Here is a 21,040-nt window from a genome sequence, read left to right on the forward strand (position 1 = left end):
AGACGGTCGCCGGCGTTACTGTCAGTTTCGTGTTCGCTGCAGAACGTCGCCAATTGATCCTCGAAATGGTGCGAGCGAACGGGGCCGTGTCGCTCCGTGAGCTCGCCCGCGTCGTCCAGACCTCCGAAGTGACCGTACGGCGGGACGTGCGCGCGCTGGAGGCAGAAGGACTCCTCGACCGCCGGCACGGCGGTGCGGTACTGCCGGGCGGTTTCACGCGAGAGTCCGGTTTCCCGCAGAAGTCACATCTCGCGACCGCCGAGAAGACCGCCATCGCCGACCTCGCCGCGAGTCTCGTGGAAGAGGGCGAGGCGATCGTGGTCGGGGCGGGTACCACCACGCAGGAGCTGGCCCGCCGGCTGGCCCGGGTGCCCGGCCTCACGGTCGTCACCAACTCCCTGCTGGTCGCCCAGGCGTTGGCCCACGCCAACCGGGTGGAGGTCGTGATGACCGGCGGTACGCTCCGCGGCTCGAACTACGCCCTCGTGGGCAGTGGTGCCGAGCAGTCCCTGCAGGGGTTGAGGGTGTCCCGGGCGTTCCTCTCCGGGAGCGGCCTCACCGCCGAGCGCGGGCTGTCCACGTCCAACATGCTGTCTGCGTCGGTCGACCGGGCGCTGGTGCAGGCCGCGGCGGAGGTGGTGGTCCTCGCGGACCACACCAAGCTCGGTACGGACACGATGTTCCAGACGGTGCCCACGGATCTGATCACGCGGCTGGTGACGGACGAGCCGGCCGGGCATGACGACCGGGCGGGGACCGAGTTGCAGGCGCTGGCCGATCAGGGCGTGCAGATCGCTGTCGCGGGGACGGGGGGTGAAGGGGGCTCGGTGGGGCGCCAGCGCCGGGAGGTCCCCCTTCCCGGGCCGCGGCGGCAGGGGTCCGGGCTCCGGCCGGCTGTGGCGCTGGGGGCGGCGGCCGAGCAGGCGCAGGGGGCGGAGCGGGCGCGGGTGGCGGACCTGCGGAGGCGCTGACGCCCGGCGCCTTGGCGGGTGCCGTCGCCATGGTGCCGGCCCGGGGCGGCTCGTCCGCCCGGTGCTTGCCAGGTGACCCCACATCGGTGCGGGCCGGGGGTGTTCGCACGGTCCGGCGCTTACGGGGTGCCGCCGCGCCCGCGCTCCCCCTCTCTCGGCTTCGCCCGAGCGGGGACCCCCATGAGCGGGGGGGGGTGCCTCCCAGGCCCTTGAGGCACTGGGGGAGGCACGACTGCCCGCGGCCGACGCGGGCCCCGGCCCACCCACCGGCCGTGGGCGCTGCGCCCGCCCCACCGGGGCGGACGGAGCACCGCAGGCGTCGGACGTGTCAGTCCTTGATCTCGCAGATGGCCGCACCGGAGGTGATGGAGGCGCCGACCTCCGCGCTCAGGCCCTTGATCGTGCCGGAGCGGTGGGCGTTGATGGGCTGCTCCATCTTCATGGCCTCCAGGACGACGACCAGGTCGCCTTCCTTGACCTCCTGCCCCTCCTCCACGGCGAGCTTGACGATCGTGCCCTGCATCGGGGAGGCGAGCGTGTCGCCCGAGGCGACCGGACCCGACTTCTTCGCCGCCCGCCGCTTCGGCTTCGCGCCCGCCGCCAGCCCCGTACGGGCCAGGGACATGCCCAGCGAGGCCGGGAGCGAGACCTCCAGACGCTTGCCGCCGACCTCGACGACGACCGTCTCGCGGTCCATCTCCTCCTCCGCCCCCGCGTCCACGGCGGCGGCGAAGGGCTTGATCTCGTTGACGAACTCCGTCTCGATCCACCGTGTGTGCACCGTGAACGGTTCCGTCGAACCGGTGAGCTCGGGCGCGAACGCCGGGTCCTTCACCACCGCGCGGTGGAACGGGATGGCCGTGGCCATGCCCTCGACCTGGAACTCCGCCAGCGCACGGGCGGCCCGCTCCAGCGCCTCCTTGCGGGTGCGCCCGGTCACGATCAGCTTCGCCAGCAGCGAGTCCCACGCCGGGCCGATCACGCTGCCCGACTCCACACCCGCGTCCAGCCGCACACCCGGCCCCGACGGCGCGTCGAAGCGGGTGACGGTACCGGGGGCCGGGAGGAAGTTGCGGCCCGGGTCCTCGCCGTTGATGCGGAACTCGAAGGAGTGGCCCCGCAGCACCGGGTCGCCGTAGCCCAGTTCCTCGCCGTCGGCGATGCGGAACATCTCCCGCACCAGGTCGATCCCCGCGACCTCCTCGGTCACCGGGTGCTCCACCTGCAGACGCGTGTTGACCTCCAGGAAGGAGATCGTGCCGTCCAGGCCGACGAGGAACTCCACCGTGCCCGCGCCGACGTAGCCGGCCTCCTTCAGAATCGCCTTGGAGGATGAGTACAGCTCCTCCATCTGGGCGTCCGACAGGAAGGGCGCGGGGGCCTCCTCCACCAGCTTCTGGTGCCGTCGCTGCAGCGAGCAGTCACGGGTGGAGACCACGACCACGTTGCCGTGCTGGTCGGCCAGGCACTGCGTCTCCACGTGCCGCGGCTTGTCGAGGTAGCGCTCGACGAAGCACTCACCGCGCCCGAAGGCGGCGACCGCCTCACGGACGGCGGAGTCGTACAGCTCCGGAACCTCCTCCAGCGTCCGGGCGACCTTCAGACCACGCCCGCCGCCACCGAAGGCGGCCTTGATCGCGATCGGCAGCCCGTGTTCCTCGGCGAACGCGACGACCTCCTCGGCCCCGCTCACCGGATCGGGCGTACCCGCCACCAGCGGGGCGCCCGCGCGCTGCGCGATGTGCCGGGCGGCGACCTTGTCGCCGAGGTCGCGGATGGCCTGCGGCGGCGGGCCGATCCAGATCAGGCCCGCGTCCAGCACCGCCTGGGCGAAGTCGGCGTTCTCGGAGAGGAAGCCGTAGCCCGGATGGATGGCGTCGGCACCCGACTCACGCGCGGCGTTCAGCACCTTGTCGATGTCGAGGTAACTGGTGGCCGGAGTGTCACCGCCCAGGGCGAACGCCTCATCCGCGGCGCGGACATGCAGAGCGTCCCGGTCCGGGTCGGCGTAGACGGCAACGCTCGCGATTCCGGCATCCCGGCAGGCCCGGGCAACGCGGACAGCGATTTCGCCACGGTTGGCGATGAGCACCTTGCGCACGATTGAGGCTCCCTCCTTGAAACAAGCCGAGTTTAGGGACTGCCGACACGGCACTTCGACCCGTCCCCACTGGTGAGCTTGCCCACACGGAGCGTGATACGAGGCTCGCTCGACCCGCGAAAGCCCTTGTCGCACCTCGGTACGCAGGACTCCTCCCGGAAACCCTAGCCGTCCTGTGTGGTCAAGGTCTCTGTGAGAGCGTGCTGCGGCCCACTTCGTTTCTTTGTGGAGTCCCTACGAATGGCCCAATGATTCTTTGCCCTCCGCGGAACCCTCGTACCGAGGTTTGCCCTCCCCCGGACTCTTAACGAGCCGGGGGAGGGGACCCCGTGCAGCCTTCGCGTCGGCCCGAACATACTCGGGGTAACCACAGTCGTGCTCGAAAGCGGGTGGGGGCCGGTGGTGCGCAGACCGGTGGCGTGGGTCGTGGCGCTCGTGCTGTTCGCCGAGGCGCTCGGCACCGTGGCGCTGAACTGGTTCCTGGGCGTCGTCGTCGACCGGCAGAACATGTCGCCGGCCGGGCTCGATCCGGACATGATGTCGGCGTCCTCGAAGATCGGCGGAGTCGTCTTCGGGCTCCACTTCGCGCTGTGCGGCCTGGTGGCCCTGCTGGCCGCCGTGCGCGACCGGGCGCCCGCAGGGCCCGGCCGGGCCCTGCTGATCAGCGCGGCGGTGGTGCACGCGCTGCTGGGCGCGGTCGTGTGGGGCCTGGTCGGCCCGCCGGCGTTCCTCTCCATGGTGGTCGTACTCGGGCTCATCGTGCTGCTGCTGATGACGTACGACGACCATGCGGGGCAACCGGCCGACGCCGCTTTCGGGGGCGGCGCCGGCGGTGACGGTTCCCCGGCCGCGCCTGCGGTCACTCCTCCGGCGGCGCCCACAGCTCCGTGATGCCGACGCCGAGGTCGGCGAGGAGGCGCCGGACCAGGGGGAGGCTGATGCCGATGACGTTGCCGTGGTCGCCGTCGATGCCGTCGATGAACGGGGCCGAGCGGCCGTCCAGGGTGAACGCCCCGGCGACGTGGAGCGGTTCGCCCGAGGCGACGTAGGCGGCGATCTCCTCGTCGCTGGGATCGCCGAAACGGACGACGGTGGAGGCGGTGGCGGAGACGTACCGGCCGCTGAGGGTGTCGTACACGCAGTGGCCGGTCTGCAGGGTGCCCGCGCGGCCCCGCATGTCCTTCCAGCGCGCGGTGGCCTCCCCGGCGTCCGAGGGTTTGCCCAGGGCCCGGCCGTCCAGTTCCAGGACCGAGTCGCAGCCGATCACCAGCGCGCCCTTGACCTCGGGCTTCGCGGCGACGACGGATGCCTTGGCCTCGGCCAGGGCGAGCGCCAGGTCGGCGGGGGTGGGGGCGGTGACGGCGTCCTCGTCGACCCCGCTGACGATCACCTCGGGGTCCAGTCCGGCCTGCCGGAGCAGCCCGAGCCGGGCGGGGGACTGGGAGGCGAGCACGAGTCGGCGGCGCGGCTGATCTGTCATGCGGTCAGCGTATCGACGTGGCCCGGATGCCTCACCTCACGCCGATCACGAGCATGGCGAGCACCATGGCCAGCGCCATGAGAACGCCCAGCCGCCGCAGCATGTCCTGCGTGTCCCGCAGTTCCTTGGGCGGCTCGTTCTCGGGGTCGGACCACAGCATGTCACCAGCGTGGGGCCTGGGCCGGTCGGGGTGCCTGAGTACGCGTACTCAAGTAGGGGCACGGCGCCGTCACACCGCGCCCCTGACCTGGACGTCGCTAGCTAGGCCAGTACGTGCGCGCCCACGATGCCGGGCCCGGGCGGGGAACGTGGTGGGCCGCGATCCGGGACGGGTCGGACCACGCGTCGCGGTGGGTGGGCGCGCCGGACGGCACGGCTGACGCCGCCGCGGCGCGCGCCCGGACCACCGCCAGTGCGGCGGCCAGCTCCTCCGGTGTGGGGTTGCCCCGTACGACCTTGATCACGTCGGCTCCTTACAGGGGGATGTTGCCGTGCTTCTTCGGGGGCAGGGATTCCCGCTTGGTGCGCAGCTGACGCAGCCCGCGGACGATGTGCCGGCGGGTGTCGGACGGCATGACCACCGCGTCGACGTAACCGCGCTCGGCCGCGACGTAGGGGTTGAGGAGGGCGTCCTCGTACTCCCGCAGCAGCCTCGCGCGGGTCTCCTCCGGGTCCTGTGCCTCGGCGATGGTGCGGCGGTGCAGGATGTTGACCGCGCCCTGCGCGCCCATCACGGCGATCTGGGCGGTGGGCCAGGCCAGGTTGAGGTCGGCGCCCAGGTGCTTGGAGCCCATGACGTCGTAGGCGCCGCCGAAGGCCTTGCGGGTGATCACGGTGATGAGGGGGACGGTGGCCTCGGCGTAGGCGTAGATCAGCTTGGCGCCGCGGCGGATGATGCCGTCGTGCTCCTGGTCCACGCCGGGCAGGAAGCCGGGGACGTCGACGAAGGTGATCACCGGGATGTTGAAGGCGTCGCAGGTGCGCACGAAGCGGGCCGCCTTCTCGGAGGCGGTGATGTCCAGGCAGCCGGCGAACTGCATCGGCTGGTTGGCGACGATGCCGACGGGGCGGCCCTCCACGCGGCCGTAGCCGGTGAGGATGTTCGGCGCGAACAGCGGCTGCGTCTCGAAGAACTCGGCGTCGTCGAGGACGTGCTCGATCACCGTGTGCATGTCGTAGGGCTGGTTCGCCGAGTCCGGGACGAGCGTGTCCAGCTCGCGGTCCTCGTCGGTGACCGTCAGGTCCGCCTCCTCCGGGAACACCGGGGGCTCGGAGAGGTTGTTCGACGGCAGGTACGACAGCAACTGCTTGACGTACTCGATCGCGTCCTTCTCGTCGCCGGCCATGTGGTGGGCGACGCCGGACGCGGTGTTGTGGGTGCGGGCGCCGCCGAGCTCCTCGAAGCCGACGTCCTCGCCGGTGACCGTCTTGATGACGTCGGGCCCGGTGATGAACATGTGGGACGTCTGGTCGACCATGATCGTGAAGTCGGTGATCGCGGGGGAGTACACAGCGCCGCCCGCGCACGGGCCGACGACCAGGCTGATCTGCGGGATCACACCGGAGGCGTGGGTGTTGCGGCGGAAGATCTCGCCGTACGCGCCCAGCGAGGCCACGCCCTCCTGGATGCGGGCGCCGCCGGAGTCGTTGATGCCGATGACCGGGCAGCCGGTCTTCAGCGCGAAGTCCATGACCTTGACGATCTTCTGGCCGTAGACCTCGCCCAGCGCCCCGCCGAAGACGGTGAAGTCCTGGGAGAAGACGGCGACCGGGCGGCCGTCGACGGTGCCGTAACCGGTCACGACGCCGTCGCCGTAGGGGCGGTTGGCGTCGAGGCCGAAGCTGGTGGAGCGGTGCCGGGCGAACTCGTCCAGTTCGACGAAGGACCCCTCGTCGAGCAGGAGGTCGATCCGCTCACGGGCCGTCAGCTTGCCCTTGGCGTGCTGCTTCTCGACCGCACGCGCGGAGCCGGCGTGCCTCGCCTCGTCGATGCGACGCTGGAGATCCGCGAGCTTGCCCGCGGTCGTGTGAATGTCAGGCTGCTGCTCTTCCGGCTCGGACATCGGGATGCGGCTCCCTGCCTGCTCAAAAGGGGGGACGGTTACTCATCCGTAGCGTAGTGGGGGCCCTCCGTATCGGCAGTGCGGTGTTTCCCACACCGCTTTCCCCTTCACAGACGCGGGAAGGAGATCCTCGAAGAGCCCGCCTCCTCGCCGCGCCCACGGGTACGCCCGTGCGCCTCGGCCCCGGGCCGGAACCCGTCCCCTGTGCGGGGCGGAGGAGGCCGAACCTAGGGTGGGTCGTATGACACCCCATGGTGAAGGCAAGCCCGGTGAGCCGGGTCCGGGACGGTGGTCCGACCTCGACCGCCCGCCGTTGAACGCCGCAGGTCTGCGCCGGGGACTCGTGCGCGCGGGCGGATTGTGGACGCAGGTGGACGTGGTGCAGCGCACCGGTTCCACCAACTCCGACCTCGTGGCCCGGGCCGGCGCGGGCGGCCTGGAGGAGGGCGTGGTCCTCGTCGCCGAGGAGCAGACCGCCGCGCGGGGACGCCTCGACCGGCAGTGGACCGCGCCGGCCCGGTCGGGGCTGTTCTTCTCCGTGCTGCTGCGGCCCGCCGAGGTGCCGGTGGCGCGGTGGGGCTGGCTGCCGTTGCTGACCGGCGTCGCGGTGGCGACCGGGCTGTCGCGGGCCGCGGGCGTCGACACGGCGTTGAAGTGGCCCAACGACCTGCTGGTCACGGTGGGGGGAGAGGAGCGCAAGGCCGGCGGGATCCTGGCGGAACGGGCCGGGGACGACGGGGTGGTGATCGGGGTCGGCGTCAATGTGAGCCTCCGGGGTGATGAGCTGCCGGTGCCGACCGCGGGATCGCTGGCGCTGGCGGGGGCGGTGAGCACGGACCGGGATCCGTTGCTGCGGGGGGTGCTGCGGTCGCTGGAGGACTGGTACGGACGGTGGCGGGCGGCGGGGGGCGACCCCGGGACGAGCGGCCTGCAGGAGACGTACGCGGCGGGGTGCGCGACGCTCGGGCGGGTGGTGCGGGCGGAGCTGCCCGGGGACCGGGAGCTGGTGGGGGAGGCGGTCGCGGTGGACGGCGACGGCCGCCTGGTCCTGGCCACGGGGGAGGGCGTGCAGGAACCGGTGGGCGCGGGCGACATCATCCACGTGCGCGCGAGGTGAGGCCACGGCTCCGGCGGGAGGCCGCCGCGGTCTCCCGCGGCCCCACCCCGCGGCCCAACAGAACGGAGTGAGCTGGCGCACACCTGCCGTAGAGTTGAGCGCGGTCGATACCTGGCCATGGCAGATCGGAAGGGCACGCGTGACCGTCGACGACTCGGGTTCCACGGACGCGCAGGGCGCCGGCGAGGATCCGCTTGCCCTGCGCCTCGAACACCTCATCCTGGGCGCCGAGCGCCGTTACACGCCGTTCCAGGCGGCCCGCAGCGCCGGCGTCACCATGGAACTGGCCACCCGCTTCTGGCGGGCGATGGGTTTCGCCGACGTCGGCCAGGCCAAGGCCCTCACCGAGGCCGACGTCCTCGCGCTGCGCCGGCTCGCCGGTCTGGTGGAGGCGGGCCTGCTGAGCGAGGCCATGGCGGTGCAGGTGGCGCGGTCCACCGGGCAGACCACCGCCCGGCTGGCCGAGTGGCAGATCGACTCGTTCCTGGAGGGGCTGACCGAGCCGCCCGAGCCGGGCATGACCCGTACCGAGGTGACGTACCCGATCGTCGAGCTGCTCCTGCCCGAGCTGGAGGAGTTCCTCGTGTACGTCTGGCGGCGGCAGCTCGCCGCGTCGGCCGGGCGGGTCGTGCAGGGCGCCGACGACGAGGAGATGGTCGACCGGCGGCTCGCCGTCGCCTTCGCGGACCTCGTGGGGTTCACGCGGCTGACCCGGCGGATGGAGGAGGAGGAGCTCGGGGAGCTCGTCGAGGCCTTCGAGACCACCGCCGCCGATCTGGTCGCCGCACGCGGCGGGCGGCTCATCAAGACGCTGGGCGACGAGGTGCTCTACGTCGCCGACGACGCCGGTATCGCCGCGGACATCGCGATGCGGCTGATCGAGACCATGGCGAACGACGAGACCATGCCGGAGCTGCGGGTCGGCATGGCGTTCGGCACGGTGACCACCCGGATGGGCGACGTGTTCGGCACGACCGTGAACCTGGCCTCCCGGCTCACGTCCATAGCCCCCCGGGACGCGGTGCTGGTCGACAGCGCCTTCGCCGAGGAGCTGATCCGCACCGGTGACGCGCCCGCCTCCGAGGCGGCGGCGGCCGAGGCGGTGGCCGCGGCGGAGAAGGAGGGCGAGGAGCCGCCGGGTTACCGGTTCGCGCTCCAGCCGATGTGGCAGCGGCCCGTGCGTGGTCTGGGCGTGGTGGAACCCTGGCTGCTCACGCGCCGGAACGGGGCTTCCGTCCCGTCCTAACCCCGGCTGCTCACACAGATGCCGATGACCGGTACGCACAGGCCGGGACGGGGGTCCGGGGTGCGGCCGTCCGGTTGTGGTGGCGGCGTGTCGTGGGGGACCGACGGGGGTGGTTCCGGCGTGTCGCGCGAGGGCCGCCGGGGTGTGGGCGCGTGCGGTCCGCGGGTGGTCGCGGGCGCGGTGGCGGGTGGCGCGGCCGTGTCTTCCACCGCATTTTCCGGGTCTTCCGGGTCCGGGACGGTCGTGGCGGGGCGGGCCGGCGCCGACGGCCCGGGCGTCGTGAGCGAGGCCGGGTCCTTGCCGCCCAGCGCCGTGGGGGAGGACGGGCCCGCCTCGGGGGCGGGGGTGACGGTCCCGGGCGGGGAAGCGGCGGGTGTGCCGGTGTCCGTACGGGGGGAGGGACGGGGGCCCGCCTCCGTGCCGATGCCCGTGCCGCCGCCCTGGGGGGCGGCCAGACGGACCAGGGCCACGGCGCCGACGGCCACGACCAGGCTTCCCGCGGCCGGCAGGACCTTGCGGGGGCGGGGCTTGCGGTGGCGGCCCCGGGGGCCGGAGGTGCCTGCCGGTGGTTCTTCCGCCGGTGTGGTCGGTGTCATCGCGATCCCCTCCCCTGCGTGCGCGCCTCCGGTGTGCCGCGGCGTGCCGCGGTGTGCGCACGCTATGCGCTCCCGCGAGGGGCCGGGCCGGGAGCCGGAACGATGTCACTCGAACGGGTGGGCGGGGGGTGACAAGGGAACCAGGCGTGCGCCCTTTTCACCGGTGGGCGCGGGCTGCGATGATCGGAACGAGTGGAAGTTAACCCGCGTTAACCGGAGGGCGTCGATGAGTGAGGAACGGTTCGGGGAGTTCGTGCTGGTGCGCCGGCACGAGCGGGGGCATGTCGCGGAGCTCGTCCTCGACCGGCCGGGTGCGATGAACGCCGTGTCGACCGGGATGGCCCGCTCCCTCGCCGGCGCCTGTGCGGCGCTGGGGGAGGACCGGAGCGTGCGGGTGGTGGTGCTGAGCTCCTCGCACGAGCGGGCGTTCTGTGTGGGGGCCGATCTGAAGGAGCGCAATTCCTTCAGCGACGCCGACCTGGTGCGCCAGCGGCCCGTGGCGCGCGCGGCGTACACCGGGGTGCTCGACCTGCCGGTGCCGACGGTGGCGGCGGTGCACGGGTTCGCGCTCGGCGGCGGGTTCGAGCTGGCCCTGGCGTGTGACGTGATCGTCGCCGACCGTACGGCGGTCATGGGGTTGCCCGAGGTGTCGGTCGGGGTGATTCCGGGCGGGGGCGGTACGCAGTTGCTGCCCCGGCGGGTGGGGGCGGCGCGGGCCGCCGAGCTGGTCTTCACGGCGCGGCGGGTCGAGGCGGGTGAGGCCCGGGAGCTGGGACTGGTCGACGAGCTGGTGGAGGAGGGGCGGGACCGGGAGGAGGCCCTCGCCATGGCGTCCCGGATCGCCGGGAACTCACCGGTGGGGCTGCGGGCGGCCAAGCGGGCGCTGCGGCTCGGGCACGGGCTGGATCTGTCCGCCGGGCTGGAGGTCGAGGACGCCGCCTGGCGGTCGGTGGCGTTCTCGGGGGACCGGGCGGAGGGGGTCGCCGCCTTCAACGAGAAGCGCAGACCGGAGTGGCCTGGGGAGTAGGGGTCGGCGAAGCCCGTTCGCGCCTTTAATGTCCCGGTTCGACCCGAACCTTCCTAACCTGGAGAGATGGGTGAGGAGAGCCGGCTGGCGGCCGTGGTGGCGCTGGCTCAGGGCATGGCCGCCGCGCACGGTTCGCGGGACGCCTGGCGGGCCGCTGCCGGCGGGGCCTGCCGGGCGCTGGGCGGGAGCTTCGCCGCGCTGTCGGTGTGGGAGCGGGAGCTCGGGCGGCTGCGGGTGCTGGTGAACGTCGGGGAGCTGGCCGAGGGCGAGGAGGAGTTCCCGGAGGACGAGTCCTATCCGGTGCACCAGTTCGCGGAGATCACCGAGTTCCTGCACGAGCGGTGGGCGGGGGGCGGCGAGCCCGACGCCTGGGTGGAGACCGCCGAGGGGGCCTCGGCGGGGCGCTCCGGGTACTGCAGGCGGCGGGCGGCCGCGCTCAGGCGGCGGGGGCGCGGGTGCTGTGTGGTCGCGCCGATCGTGCTGCACGGGCGGGCCTGGGGTGAGCTGTATGTGGCCCGGCCGGCCGGTGCGCCCGTCTTCGGGCGGGACGACGCCGACTTCGCGACGGTCCTGGCCGCCGTCGTGGCCGCCGGGATCGCGCAGACCGAGCGGCTGGAGGAGGCCCGGCGGCTGGCGTACACGGACTCGCTGACCGGACTGGCCAACCGGCGTGCCGTGGACGCCCGGCTCGACGAGGCCGTCGACCGGCACCGGCGCGACGGGGCCGTCGTCAGCCTCGTGGTGTGCGACCTGAACGGGCTGAAGCGGGTCAACGACACGCTGGGGCACGCCGTGGGGGACCGGCTCCTGGAGCGGTTCGGGACCGTGCTGTCGCTGTGCGGGGCCATGTTGCCGGGAGCCCTGGCGGCGCGGCTCGGCGGGGACGAGTTCTGTCTGCTGGCGGTGGGGCCACCGGCCGACGAGGTCGTCAAGGCCGCCGACGAGGTGTGCCGGCGGGCCGTGGAGCTGGGGATCGGGGACGGGGTCGCCTGCGGGGTGGCGTCCACCGAGGACCCCGTCGGGCCGGTGCGCTCCGCCCGACGGCTGTTCCGGCTGGCCGACGCGGCGCAGTACCGGGCCAAGGCCGAGCGCGCCGCGCATCCCGTCGTGGCCGGACGGGAGGGGCCGGACGATCCCGTCGTACGGCTCGCGGACGAGCCGTCGCGGGCGGCGGACGGGGAGCGGCGCCGGTTCCGGGGGCGGCATGCGCCGTAGCGCACGGCCTGCCGGTAAGGGGCGAGGCGCCGACCCGGTGGTGACACCGCTGAATTCACTGCGTACGCTCCTGAATATGAATATGCACACTGTGGTGGTGGGGACCGCCGGCGTGACCGCGTCCGACGTGCTCGCCGTGGCGCGCGGCGGTGCCCTCGTGGAGCTGTCCGCGGAGGCGGTGGCCGCCCTCGCCGCGTCCCGCGGGATCGTGGACGCCCTGGCCGCGAAGCCGGACCCCGTGTACGGGGTGAGCACCGGATTCGGCGCCCTGGCGACCCGGCACATCAGCCCCGGGCTCCGTGGCCGGCTGCAGCGCAACATCGTCCGCTCGCACGCCGCGGGCATGGGGCCCCGAGTGGAGCGCGAGGTCGTACGGGCGCTGATGTTCCTGCGGCTGAAGACCCTCTGCTCCGGGCGCACCGGTGTCCGGCCCGAGGTCGCGCGGACGATGGCCGACGTGCTGAACGCCGGGATCACCCCGGTCGTGCACGAGTACGGCTCCCTCGGCTGCTCCGGCGACCTGGCCCCGCTGTCCCACTGCGCCCTCACGCTGATGGGCGAGGGCGAGGCGGAGGGACCCGACGGCAGTGTGCGGCCGGCCGGCGAACTGCTCGCCGAGCACGGCATCCGGCCCGTCGAACTGCGCGAGAAGGAGGGACTCGCCCTCCTCAACGGCACCGACGGCATGCTCGGCATGCTGGTCATGGCCCTCGCCGACCTGGACCTCCTCTACACGTCCGCCGACGTCACGGCGGCCCTGAGCCTGGAGGCGCTGCTCGGCACCGACAAGGTGCTCGCACCCGAACTGCACGCCATCCGCCCGCACCCAGGCCAGGCCGCCAGCGCCGCCAACATGCTGGCCGTGCTGAAGGGTTCGGGGCTGACCGGGCATCACCAGGACGACGCGCCCCGCGTCCAGGACGCCTACTCGGTGCGCTGCGCCCCGCAGGTCGCCGGCGCAGGACGGGACACCCTGGCCCACGCCCGGCTGGTCGCCGAGCGTGAACTCGCGGCAGCCGTGGACAATCCGGTGGTGCTTCCCGACGGCCGGGTCGAATCCAACGGCAACTTCCACGGGGCTCCGGTCGCCTATGTGCTGGACTTCCTCGCCATCGCCGTCGCCGACCTCGCCTCCGTCGCCGAGCGCCGTACCGACCGGCTGCTGGACAAGAACCGCAGCCACGGGCTGCCGCCCTTCCTCGCCGACGACCCCGGCGTGGACTCCGGGCTGATGATCGCCCAGTACACGCAGGCCGCCCTGGTCGGCGAGTTGAAGCGGCTCGCCGTACCGGCGTCGGCGGACTCGATCCCGTCCTCCGCGATGCAGGAGGACCACGTCTCCATGGGCTGGTCGGCGGCGCGGAAACTGCGGACGGCCGTCGACAACCTCACCCGGGTCGTCGCGATCGAACTGTACGCGGCCACGCGGGCCGTGGAACTGCGTAAGGGGCTGACCCCGGCGCCGGCCACGCGGGCGGTCGTCGAGGCCGTGCGGGAGGCGGGTGTGGGCGGTCCCGGGCCCGACCGCCACCTCGCCCCCGACCTCGCCGCGGCGGAGGCGTTCGTGCGGGACGGGCGGCTGGTGGCCGCCGTGGAGACGGTCACCGGACCGCTGAGCTGAACCGTCCGGGGTCCGGCGGCCGTTGTGCCGGGCTCCGCGCGGGTCTACAGACCCAGGCGTTCCCTGCGGACCGAGTAGACGACGAAACCGGCGCCGAGGGCGAGGCAGGCGGTGCCGCCGGCGATGTACGGGGTGCTGTCGAAGCTGCCGGTGTCCGCGAGGCGGACGTCCTCGCCGGTGCCGTCGACGGACGTCGAGACGACTCTCGCCTGCTCCGTGACCTGCGGAGACGGACTTGCCGAGACCGTGTCGGCCACCGGTGTGTTCGAGGTCGCGTTCGCGGACGGGACGAACCACAGGGCGCACAGCAGGGTGCCCGCGGCGGTGGCGGTCAGCAACGGACGGAGCGCGGATGACACGGAATATCGATCCCCTTGTGGCGCTGGCGAATTGGCCGTGTGGGGCGATGTTAGTGAACAGCGCGGGTCACGGGAAAGCCACAGGGGGCCGGGGCCGTACGCTCCGGGCATGAACACCCCAGAGACATCACGGTTTGTACGGCTTCGCGTGGAACTCGTCCTCGAGATCGACGACGAGGAGGCGGTGACCGGGGCCGCGTTGCGCAGGATCGCGGACGACGGCGATATGCGGGGCGAGGAACGGGTACACGCCGAGAGCGCCGTGACGGAGGACACCGCGGAGGCCCTCGCCCAGCTCGTCGACCCGTTCGCCCTGATCGACGAGGTGCCGGGAGTGGAGTTGCTGCAGGCCTCCTGGAGCGGCGAGGAGATCGACTACGACCCCGACTCGCCGGAGTGGGACCTCGACGAGGACGACGACGGCGAGCCCTACGACGAGGAGGAGGGGGCGGGCGGGGCCGGCTGAGGCGTTTTGAGGAAATCGTGACCCCGGGCGGCAACCGCCGCCGGGGCCGGAACGTCTCAAGCGACGGCGCACCGACCCGCATCCTCACCACCGTCCGCCCCGGCGGACGTGGTGAGCCCCACACCTTCGGGCCGTGGGGAACGGGCGAAGCCGGTCGTAGCGTTGAAGGTTGTGGAGGGGTCCTCGACTTCGGTCCGGGATCCGTGGGGTTGGGATTCGGCAACGATGGAGAAGCGTGTGATGACGGACGGTAAGCGGCGCAGGGGTCTGGCGGCCGCGTCCGCTCTGCTCGGCGGAGTGCTGGTGCTCTCGGCGTGTTCCGGCGGCGGCGACGACAGCGCCTCGGGCGACAGCGGCAAGGGCGACTCGCAGGCCCAGGTCGACGAGGCGGCGGCCAAGAAGTCCTCCGAGGCACAGATCAAGATCACGCCGAAGGACGGCTCCAACAACGCCTCCATCAACAACTCCGCCACCGTCACCGTGGCCAAGGGCACGCTCACCGAGGTGAAGATGACCACCGCCGACGGCACCGCCGTCGCCGGTGAGATATCCGCCGACAAGAAGAGCTGGAAGCCCAGCGCCCAGCTGGAGCGGGCCACCACCTACAAGCTGTCGGCCACCGCCGAGGACTCCGCGGGCCTCGCCGCCCACGAGAACGCCTCGTTCACCACGGTCGCCCCGGACAACAGCTTCATCGGCACCTTCACCCCGGACGACGGCACCACCGTCGGCGTCGGCATGCCGGTGTCGATCAACTTCGACAAGGCGATCACCAACAAGGCCGCGGTGCAGAAGGGCATCACCGTCTCCACCACCAGTGGCCAGGAAGTCGTCTGTCACTGGTTCAACGCCAACCGTATGGACTGCCGGCCCGACGAGTACTGGCAGGAGGGCTCCACCGTCACGCTGAAGCTGGCGCTCGACGGCGTCGAGGGCGCCGAGGGCGTCGTCGGCGTCCAGCAGAAGACGGTCACCTTCAAGATCGGCCGCAACCAGGTGACGTACGTCGACGCCAAGACCAAGCAGATGAAGGTCACGCAGGACGGCAAGACCGTCCGCACCATCCCGATCTCCGCCGGGGCGCCCGAGAACAAGACGTACGAGGGCCAGATGGTGATCTCCGAGAAGTTCAAGGAGACCCGGATGAACGGCGCGACGGTCGGCTTCACCGACGACGACGGCAAGGGCGAGTACGACATCAAGGACGTGCCGCACGCCATGCGCCTGAGCACCTCCGGCACCTTCATCCACGGCAACTACTGGGGCGCCAAGTCCATCTTCGGCAGCGTCAACACCAGCCACGGCTGCGTGGGCCTGTCCGACACCAAGGGCGCGAACGACCCGAGCACGCCGGGTGCCTGGTTCTACGACAACTCGATCATCGGAGACGTGGTCGTCGTCCAGAACACCGGCGACAAGACCATCGCCCCCGACAACGGCCTCAACGGCTGGAACATGAGCTGGGAGCAGTGGAAGGCGGGCTCGGCGGTCTGACGCCGACCGCGCACGCGGCGCCCCGCCCACCACCCGACCGATGCCGTCGTCCGCCCCTTCGGGGAGCGGGCGGCGGCATCGGTCTTCTTCTCATGGGGCTCTTATGGGGCGCTTATCACTTCATCACCCGGCGTCCCTACCTTGCCGCCATGTTCTTCACCTACCTGAGGCGCGAGCTGCGCCGCCGCAGAAAGGCGGCCCTCGTCGTCGCCTCCGGGCTGGCGCTCGGCATCGCGCTGGTCATCGTGGTCACCTCCGTGTCCTCCGGCATGGGCAAGGCGCAGGAGAAGGTCCTGCAGTCCCTGTACGGGCTCGGCACGGACATGACGGTCACCAAGGCGGCGGAGGCCCGGTCCGGGACCGCCGCCGACCGTCCCCGGTTCCAGTTCGACGCCCGGGACGACGACTCCGGCGAGGAGCAGAGCAGCGACCGCGTCATGGTGCAGGGCTTCCAGACCCTGGCGAGCTCCACCGTGACCGAGGTCGGCGAGCAGGACGGCGTCGCCGACGCGGTGGGCGGACTGAGCCTGCACGTCGTGAAGGTGAGCGGTGAGTTCACCCGGGGCCGGTTCCAGCAGGAAGGCCAGGACGGCCAGGAAGGTCAGGGCGGTGGTCCCGGTGGCGGCCAGTCCTCCCCGGAGGGCCGGGTCGAGGGCGGCGGCGCCGCCTTCGACGTCAACAGCTACACCGTCTACGGAACCGACGTCACCGAGCCCGGACTCGGCCCGCTGACCTCCTCCGAGATCACCGACGGACGCACCTTCAAGACGACCGAGACCGACGCGAAGGTCGCCGTCGCCGACTCCGCCTACGCCAAGGAGAAGGAGCTCGAGACCGGTGACACCGTCACGGTCAAGGGCGCCGGGTACAAGGTCATCGGCATCGCCACCGCCGCCAGCGGGGACGCCGCGGCCAACCTCTACCTGCCGCTGAAGCAGGCGCAGACCCTCGCCGACGCCGAGGACAAGGTCACCACGATCTACGTCAAGGCGACCGACTCCCAGCGGATCGACAGCGTCAAGTCCCGGATCCAGAAGAGCATTTCCGGTACGACCGTCACGACCTCCGCCGACCTCGCGGACACCGTCTCCGGCTCCCTGTCCACCGCCTCCTCCCTCGCCGCCGGCGTCGGCACCTGGCTGTCGGTCGTGGTGCTCGTGGCCGCGTTCCTCGTCGCCGGTCTGCTCACCTCCTCGGCGGTCTCCCGCCGGGTGCGCGAGTTCGGCACCCTCAAGGCACTGGGCTGGAAGTCCGGCCGGGTGACCCGGCAGGTGGTCGGCGAATCCATGGTCCAGGGCCTGATCGGCGGCGCCCTCGGCATCGCGCTCGGCCTGGCGGGCGCGTACGCCGTCACCGCCGTCAGCCCCACCCTGCAGGCCCAGCTCGGCGGCGGCAGCGGTGGCGGCACGGGCGGACCCGGTGGCGGCACGGGCGGACCCGGACGGCAGGCCGCCGTCAGGACCCTCGAGGTCGCGCTGACCGCGCCGGTCGGCCTCACCACCCTCGCCCTCGCGGTCGGCCTCGCCGTGGCCGGCGGTCTCGTCGCCGGCGCCTTCGGCGGCTGGCGCGCCTCCCGGCTGCGGCCGGCCGACGCGCTCCGCCGCGTCGAGTAGCACCCGCCCGGCACCGCCGACCGGGGCCCGCCCGCAGCGGACGGGCCCCACCCCCGTACGCGATCCAGGAGCAGACCCATGTACGAACTCAAAGGCGTCACCCGGCGTTACACGCGAGGCAAGGAGACCGTCAACGCCCTCGACGGAGTCGACCTGACCATCCCCGACGGCGACCGGCTCGTCATCCAGGGCCCCACCGGCGGCGGCAAGTCCACGCTGCTGCAGATGCTCGGCGGCCTCGACCGGCCCAGCTCCGGCGAGATCCTCCTGGACGGCACCGACCTGGCCAGGCTGCCCGAGGCCCGGCTCACCCGGGTCCGCAGCGAGAACATCGGCTTCGTCTTCCAGTCGTTCAACCTGATCCCCACGCTCACCGCGCAGGAGAACGTCGAGACCGCGCTCGTCCCGCTCGGCGTGAAGGCCAAGGAGCGCCGGGAGAAGGCCGCCGAGGCGCTGGCGTCGGTCGGCCTGGGCGAGCGGCTCGGGCACCTGCCCGGCGAGATGTCCGGCGGCCAGCAGCAGCGCGTGGCCATCGCGCGGGCGCTGGTGAAGGAGCCGAAGGTGCTGCTCGCCGACGAACCCACCGGAAACCTCGACGAGTCGATGCGCGACGAGATCATGGACGTGCTCATCCGCATGTGGGAGGAGCTGGGTCCGACCTTCGTCATGGTCACCCACGACTCGTCGATCGCGAAGGCGGCCCCGCGCCTGGCGACGATCCGCAAGGGGCGGATCACCGTGCGGGAGAACCCGGGAGTCTGACCGGAGGAGGAGCCGACCACACGGTCGCGCAACGGAGTTCCGGCGGTGGTGCGACAGCCGCCCGTCGACTTCGGCGCCCTTTCCGGCGTTCCTTCGAGACGCTTGATCGCCCCTCGGCCTACCGCGTGATCCGGGGGGTGCGCGCATGCGTACGAGAACACCCCCGGCCGGGTGGCGCCGAGTTCGCCCGGCGGCGCTCCGGGAGGTCCTGTGCCTTCGACACCAGCCGGGTCCGGACCTGCCCGGAGGAGCATCACGCGGGCGGAGTTCGCGTCCCCGGGACGGACGGCTCCGCACGCGGCGCAGGTGCAGGTGCGTTCTGACAGCGGCAGGGCGTGCCTGGCTCCCGCTCCGCACCGCGCGCAGTCCATGCTGGTGTGCGCGGGCTGCACGAACCGTACCTCCCGGGCGTGTGTGCGGCCCGTCTCGATCAGGGCCTGTTCGGTGGCGCCGGTCGCGGCATCGGCCGCCTTGCGCGCCACCAAGCTGACCACCTCGGTCAAGCGCAGCGCCAAGCTCGCCGCCGCCTCCACGGTCCGCTTCCAGGCGGCCACCGGACCGGACAGCAAGGTGACGGCCGACAGGAAGGCCGGCGTCCCGGTCGCCGTCGAGGGCGCCGCCAGGGGCAAGAACCTCAAGTCCCCGTCCGCGTACGTGTCCTACGACTACGGCGAGTGGTCCGTGAGCGGACGGCCCGTCGGAAGCACTGCTCCCGGCGGGCCGTTCCGTGGTCGAGGGACCCCGCGCCTCACGGCGCCGTGGCGTCCGCCCCGGACCGCCTCGCGTCCGCGCCCCAGCTGGCCAGCAGCCGCAGGGCCTCCGCCGACGGCGAACCCGGCTCCGTGAAGTACGTGACCAGCGACTGACCCGTGTCGTCGCCGGCCGGACGGAACGACTCCCACAGCAGCGTCAGCTCACCGGCCAGCGGGTGCCTCACGTGCTTGACGCCGTGACTCTTCTCCTTGACGTCGTGCGCCGCCCACAGCCTGCGGAACTCCTCGCTCTTCACGGACAGCTCGCCCACCAGGGAGGACAGCTGCGGATCGTCCGGATGGAGTCCCGCGTCCATGCGGAGATAGGCGACCATGTCGTACGCCTTCTGCTCCCACTCCACGAACAGCTCCCGGTAGTCCGGGTTCAGGAACACCAGCCGCGCCCAGTTCCGCTCCTGTGCCGGGAGCAGCCCCCAGTCCCCGAAGACCGCCGCCGCCATCCGGTTCCAGGCGAGGATCTCCGAACGCCGGCCCACCACGTACGCCGGGACCGCGTCCATCGACTCCAGCAGGTGCCGCAGCGGGAGGCGGACGTGCTGGGTCCGGGCCGCCGGCTTGCGCCGCTGTTGCTTCGGCTTCGCCAGATGCGTGAGGTGGGACCGCTCGGCGTCGGTGAGGCGCAGGGCGCGCGCGATCGAGTCCAGCACCTCCGCCGACACGTTCCGCCCGTTGCCCTGCTCCAGGCGCGTGTAGTACGCCACGGACACCCCGGCGAGCTGGGCCAGCTCCTCGCGGCGCAGACCGGGTACCCGGCGGCGCCGTCCGAAGTCCGGCAGACCCACGTCCTCCGGCTTCAGCCGGGCCCGCCGGGTGCGCAGGAACTCGCTGAGCTCCGTCCGCGGGTCGAGGCCGCCGCTCGCGGGGCCGGCCTGGTGGGTGTGCTGCTCGTCCATGGCCCCAGTATTCCCGGTCGTACGCACGGCATCCTGTCCCCGCCAGTGGTACGCACGGCCAACGTAGGCAGAGCCGTGGTCTGGGTGAGTCCGAGGCGCCGGAGCAGGCTGGAGGCCGTGCCCGGCCGGACAGGAGACAGCCGGGCGCACGACCTCACGAGGAGAACCCCCGGTATGACCACTGTCGCCGCATACGCCGCACCCGCCGCCAAGGCTCCGCTGGAGCGGACGACCATCGAGCGGCGCGCGGTCGGCGAGCACGACGTCCTGATCGACATCAAGTTCGCCGGTATCTGTCACTCCGACATCCACCAGGTCCGTGAGGGCTGGGGCGAGGCGATCTTCCCGATGGTCCCCGGCCACGAGATCGCCGGTGTGGTCTCCGAGGTCGGCCCCGGCGTCACCCGTTACCAGGTGGGTGACCGCGTCGGCGTCGGCTGCATGGTCGACTCCTGCCGCGAGTGCGACAACTGCGAGGCCGGCAAGGAGCAGTACTGCACCGGCGGCAACGTGATGACCTACAACGGCATCGGCCGGGACGGCGAGCCGACCTACGGCGGCTACTCGGAGAAGATCGTCGTGGACGAGAACTTCGTCGTCGGCATCCCCGAGGGGATCCCGCTGGACGAGGCCGCCCCCCTGCTGTGCGCCGGCATCACCACGTACTCCCCCCTGCGGCACTGGGGCGCCGGTCCCGGCAAGAAGGTCGCGATCGTCGGACTCGGCGGCCTCGGCCACATGGCCGTGAAGATCGCGCACGCGCTCGGCGCCGAGGTGACGGTGCTGTCGCAGTCGCTGCGGAAGAAGGACGACGGGCTGAGGCTGGGCGCCGACCACTACTACGCCACCGCGGACCCGGCCACCTTCGAGGAGCTGGAGGGCGCCTTCGACCTGATCCTCTCCACGGTCTCCGCCCCGCTCGACCTCGGCGCCTACCTGTCGCTGCTGCGGACGGACGGCGCGCTGGTGAACGTGGGCGCCCCGGAGGAGCCCGTCTCCCTCAACCTCTTCTCGGTGATCGGCGGACGCAAGACCCTCGCGGGGTCGAGCATCGGCGGCATCCGGGAGACCCAGGAGATGCTGGACTTCTGCGCCGAGCACGGCATCGGTGCGGAGATCGAACTGATCGGCGCGGCCGGCATCAACGAGGCGTACGAGCGCGTCCTGAACAGCGACGTCCGCTACCGCTTCGTGATCGACACGGCGACGATCTGACACCGGCCGCCGGCCGGGAGGCGGACCG

Annotated in this window: 20 protein-coding genes and 1 pseudogene; 12 read left to right on the forward strand and 9 right to left on the reverse strand. The window is 72.3% G+C overall.

Features of this window, described 5'->3' with window-relative positions; all coding sequences use genetic code 11:
- Positions 1 to 29 precede the first annotated feature (29 nt).
- Complete coding sequence (locus ACZ8ZB_RS21395) at positions 30 to 971, forward strand: DeoR/GlpR family DNA-binding transcription regulator (RefSeq protein ID WP_470739267.1); 942 nt, start codon at positions 30 to 32, stop codon at positions 969 to 971.
- 328 nt (positions 972 to 1,299) lie between these two features.
- Here the strand turns inward: ACZ8ZB_RS21395 and ACZ8ZB_RS21400 are convergent, their stop codons facing one another.
- On the reverse strand, positions 1,300 to 3,072 hold the full coding sequence (locus ACZ8ZB_RS21400; protein ID WP_470739268.1) for an acetyl/propionyl/methylcrotonyl-CoA carboxylase subunit alpha: 1,773 nt from the start codon (positions 3,070 to 3,072) through the stop codon (positions 1,300 to 1,302).
- A 414-nt stretch (positions 3,073 to 3,486) separates the two neighbouring features.
- On the opposite strand from ACZ8ZB_RS21400, the gene ACZ8ZB_RS21405 reads away from it, so the two are divergent.
- On the forward strand, positions 3,487 to 3,963 hold the full coding sequence (locus ACZ8ZB_RS21405; protein ID WP_470741552.1) for a hypothetical protein: 477 nt from the start codon (positions 3,487 to 3,489) through the stop codon (positions 3,961 to 3,963).
- Here the strand turns inward: ACZ8ZB_RS21405 and ACZ8ZB_RS21410 are convergent.
- The 4 genes from ACZ8ZB_RS21410 to ACZ8ZB_RS21425 all read right to left on the reverse strand — a co-directional run bounded on the left by ACZ8ZB_RS21410 (position 3,932) and on the right by ACZ8ZB_RS21425 (position 6,615).
- On the reverse strand, positions 3,932 to 4,552 hold the full coding sequence (locus ACZ8ZB_RS21410) for a Maf family protein (protein WP_470739269.1): 621 nt from the start codon (positions 4,550 to 4,552) through the stop codon (positions 3,932 to 3,934). The two genes, ACZ8ZB_RS21405 and ACZ8ZB_RS21410, sit on opposite strands and share 32 nt — an antisense overlap.
- Before the next feature lie 31 nt (positions 4,553 to 4,583).
- Positions 4,584 to 4,712: a morphogenic membrane protein MmpB gene (gene mmpB / locus ACZ8ZB_RS21415; RefSeq protein ID WP_106979509.1), complete on the reverse strand. Its 129-nt coding sequence runs from the start codon at positions 4,710 to 4,712 to the stop codon at positions 4,584 to 4,586.
- 97 nt (positions 4,713 to 4,809) lie between these two features.
- Complete coding sequence (locus ACZ8ZB_RS21420; protein WP_470739270.1) at positions 4,810 to 5,016, reverse strand: acyl-CoA carboxylase epsilon subunit; 207 nt, start codon at positions 5,014 to 5,016, stop codon at positions 4,810 to 4,812.
- 9 nt (positions 5,017 to 5,025) lie between these two features.
- Positions 5,026 to 6,615 (reverse strand): acyl-CoA carboxylase subunit beta, encoded by a 1,590-nt coding sequence (locus tag ACZ8ZB_RS21425; protein ID WP_470739271.1) that lies wholly within the window; start codon positions 6,613 to 6,615, stop codon positions 5,026 to 5,028.
- 241 nt (positions 6,616 to 6,856) lie between these two features.
- Here ACZ8ZB_RS21425 and ACZ8ZB_RS21430 point away from each other — a divergent pair, with 241 nt between their 5' ends.
- A complete protein-coding gene (locus ACZ8ZB_RS21430; RefSeq protein WP_470739272.1) occupies positions 6,857 to 7,732 on the forward strand; it encodes a biotin--[acetyl-CoA-carboxylase] ligase in 876 nt (291 codons plus the stop codon).
- Between the two features lie 139 nt (positions 7,733 to 7,871).
- Entirely contained in the window at positions 7,872 to 8,978 is a 1,107-nt protein-coding gene (locus tag ACZ8ZB_RS21435) for an adenylate/guanylate cyclase domain-containing protein (protein ID WP_381231386.1), read from the forward strand.
- Here the strand turns inward: ACZ8ZB_RS21435 and ACZ8ZB_RS21440 are convergent.
- Positions 8,975 to 9,574, reverse strand: coding sequence for a hypothetical protein (locus ACZ8ZB_RS21440; protein ID WP_470739273.1), 600 nt, complete (start codon positions 9,572 to 9,574; stop codon positions 8,975 to 8,977). The two genes, ACZ8ZB_RS21435 and ACZ8ZB_RS21440, sit on opposite strands and share 4 nt — an antisense overlap.
- Before the next feature lie 226 nt (positions 9,575 to 9,800).
- Here ACZ8ZB_RS21440 and ACZ8ZB_RS21445 point away from each other — a divergent pair, with 226 nt between their 5' ends.
- From ACZ8ZB_RS21445 to hutH, 3 genes are all read left to right on the forward strand, one after another.
- Positions 9,801 to 10,601: an enoyl-CoA hydratase/isomerase family protein gene (locus tag ACZ8ZB_RS21445; RefSeq protein WP_470739274.1), complete on the forward strand. Its 801-nt coding sequence runs from the start codon at positions 9,801 to 9,803 to the stop codon at positions 10,599 to 10,601.
- Positions 10,602 to 10,667: 66 nt separating this feature from the next.
- Entirely contained in the window at positions 10,668 to 11,816 is a 1,149-nt protein-coding gene (locus ACZ8ZB_RS21450; protein ID WP_470739275.1) for a GGDEF domain-containing protein, read from the forward strand.
- A gap of 82 nt (positions 11,817 to 11,898) precedes the next feature.
- Positions 11,899 to 13,437, forward strand: a complete 1,539-nt coding sequence (gene hutH, locus ACZ8ZB_RS21455) for a histidine ammonia-lyase (protein ID WP_470741553.1) — start codon at positions 11,899 to 11,901, stop codon at positions 13,435 to 13,437.
- Positions 13,438 to 13,481: 44 nt separating this feature from the next.
- Here the strand turns inward: hutH and ACZ8ZB_RS21460 are convergent, their stop codons facing one another.
- Positions 13,482 to 13,796: an LAETG motif-containing sortase-dependent surface protein gene (locus ACZ8ZB_RS21460; protein WP_381231394.1), complete on the reverse strand. Its 315-nt coding sequence runs from the start codon at positions 13,794 to 13,796 to the stop codon at positions 13,482 to 13,484.
- Between the two features lie 148 nt (positions 13,797 to 13,944).
- On the opposite strand from ACZ8ZB_RS21460, the gene ACZ8ZB_RS21465 reads away from it, so the two are divergent.
- The 4 genes from ACZ8ZB_RS21465 (at position 13,945) to ACZ8ZB_RS21480 (ending at position 18,131) form a co-directional block, all read left to right on the forward strand.
- Complete coding sequence (locus ACZ8ZB_RS21465; RefSeq protein WP_470739276.1) at positions 13,945 to 14,262, forward strand: hypothetical protein; 318 nt, start codon at positions 13,945 to 13,947, stop codon at positions 14,260 to 14,262.
- Positions 14,263 to 14,502: 240 nt separating this feature from the next.
- Positions 14,503 to 15,756: a L,D-transpeptidase gene (locus ACZ8ZB_RS21470; protein WP_470739277.1), complete on the forward strand. Its 1,254-nt coding sequence runs from the start codon at positions 14,503 to 14,505 to the stop codon at positions 15,754 to 15,756.
- Between the two features lie 149 nt (positions 15,757 to 15,905).
- The gene (locus ACZ8ZB_RS21475) at positions 15,906 to 17,369 is read left to right on the forward strand and encodes an ABC transporter permease (protein ID WP_470739278.1); all 1,464 of its coding nucleotides are present in this window, start codon (positions 15,906 to 15,908) and stop codon (positions 17,367 to 17,369) included.
- Positions 17,370 to 17,447: 78 nt separating this feature from the next.
- On the forward strand, positions 17,448 to 18,131 hold the full coding sequence (locus tag ACZ8ZB_RS21480) for an ABC transporter ATP-binding protein (RefSeq protein ID WP_470739279.1): 684 nt from the start codon (positions 17,448 to 17,450) through the stop codon (positions 18,129 to 18,131).
- Positions 18,132 to 18,397: 266 nt separating this feature from the next.
- Here the strand turns inward: ACZ8ZB_RS21480 and ACZ8ZB_RS21485 are convergent.
- Together ACZ8ZB_RS21485 and ACZ8ZB_RS21490 are read right to left on the reverse strand one after the other, a co-directional pair.
- Positions 18,398 to 18,685: pseudogene (locus tag ACZ8ZB_RS21485) on the reverse strand (zinc ribbon domain-containing protein); the annotation flags it as partial.
- A gap of 194 nt (positions 18,686 to 18,879) precedes the next feature.
- Positions 18,880 to 19,797 carry an MmyB family transcriptional regulator gene (locus ACZ8ZB_RS21490; RefSeq protein WP_470739280.1) on the reverse strand — a complete coding sequence of 306 codons (918 nt, stop codon included), beginning with the start codon at positions 19,795 to 19,797 and terminating at the stop codon, positions 18,880 to 18,882.
- Positions 19,798 to 19,971: 174 nt separating this feature from the next.
- Here ACZ8ZB_RS21490 and ACZ8ZB_RS21495 point away from each other — a divergent pair, with 174 nt between their 5' ends.
- Positions 19,972 to 21,012 (forward strand): NAD(P)-dependent alcohol dehydrogenase, encoded by a 1,041-nt coding sequence (locus ACZ8ZB_RS21495; protein ID WP_470739281.1) that lies wholly within the window; start codon positions 19,972 to 19,974, stop codon positions 21,010 to 21,012.
- Positions 21,013 to 21,040: the final 28 nt, after the last annotated feature.

Source organism: Streptomyces sp. 12E (assembly GCF_055633275.1).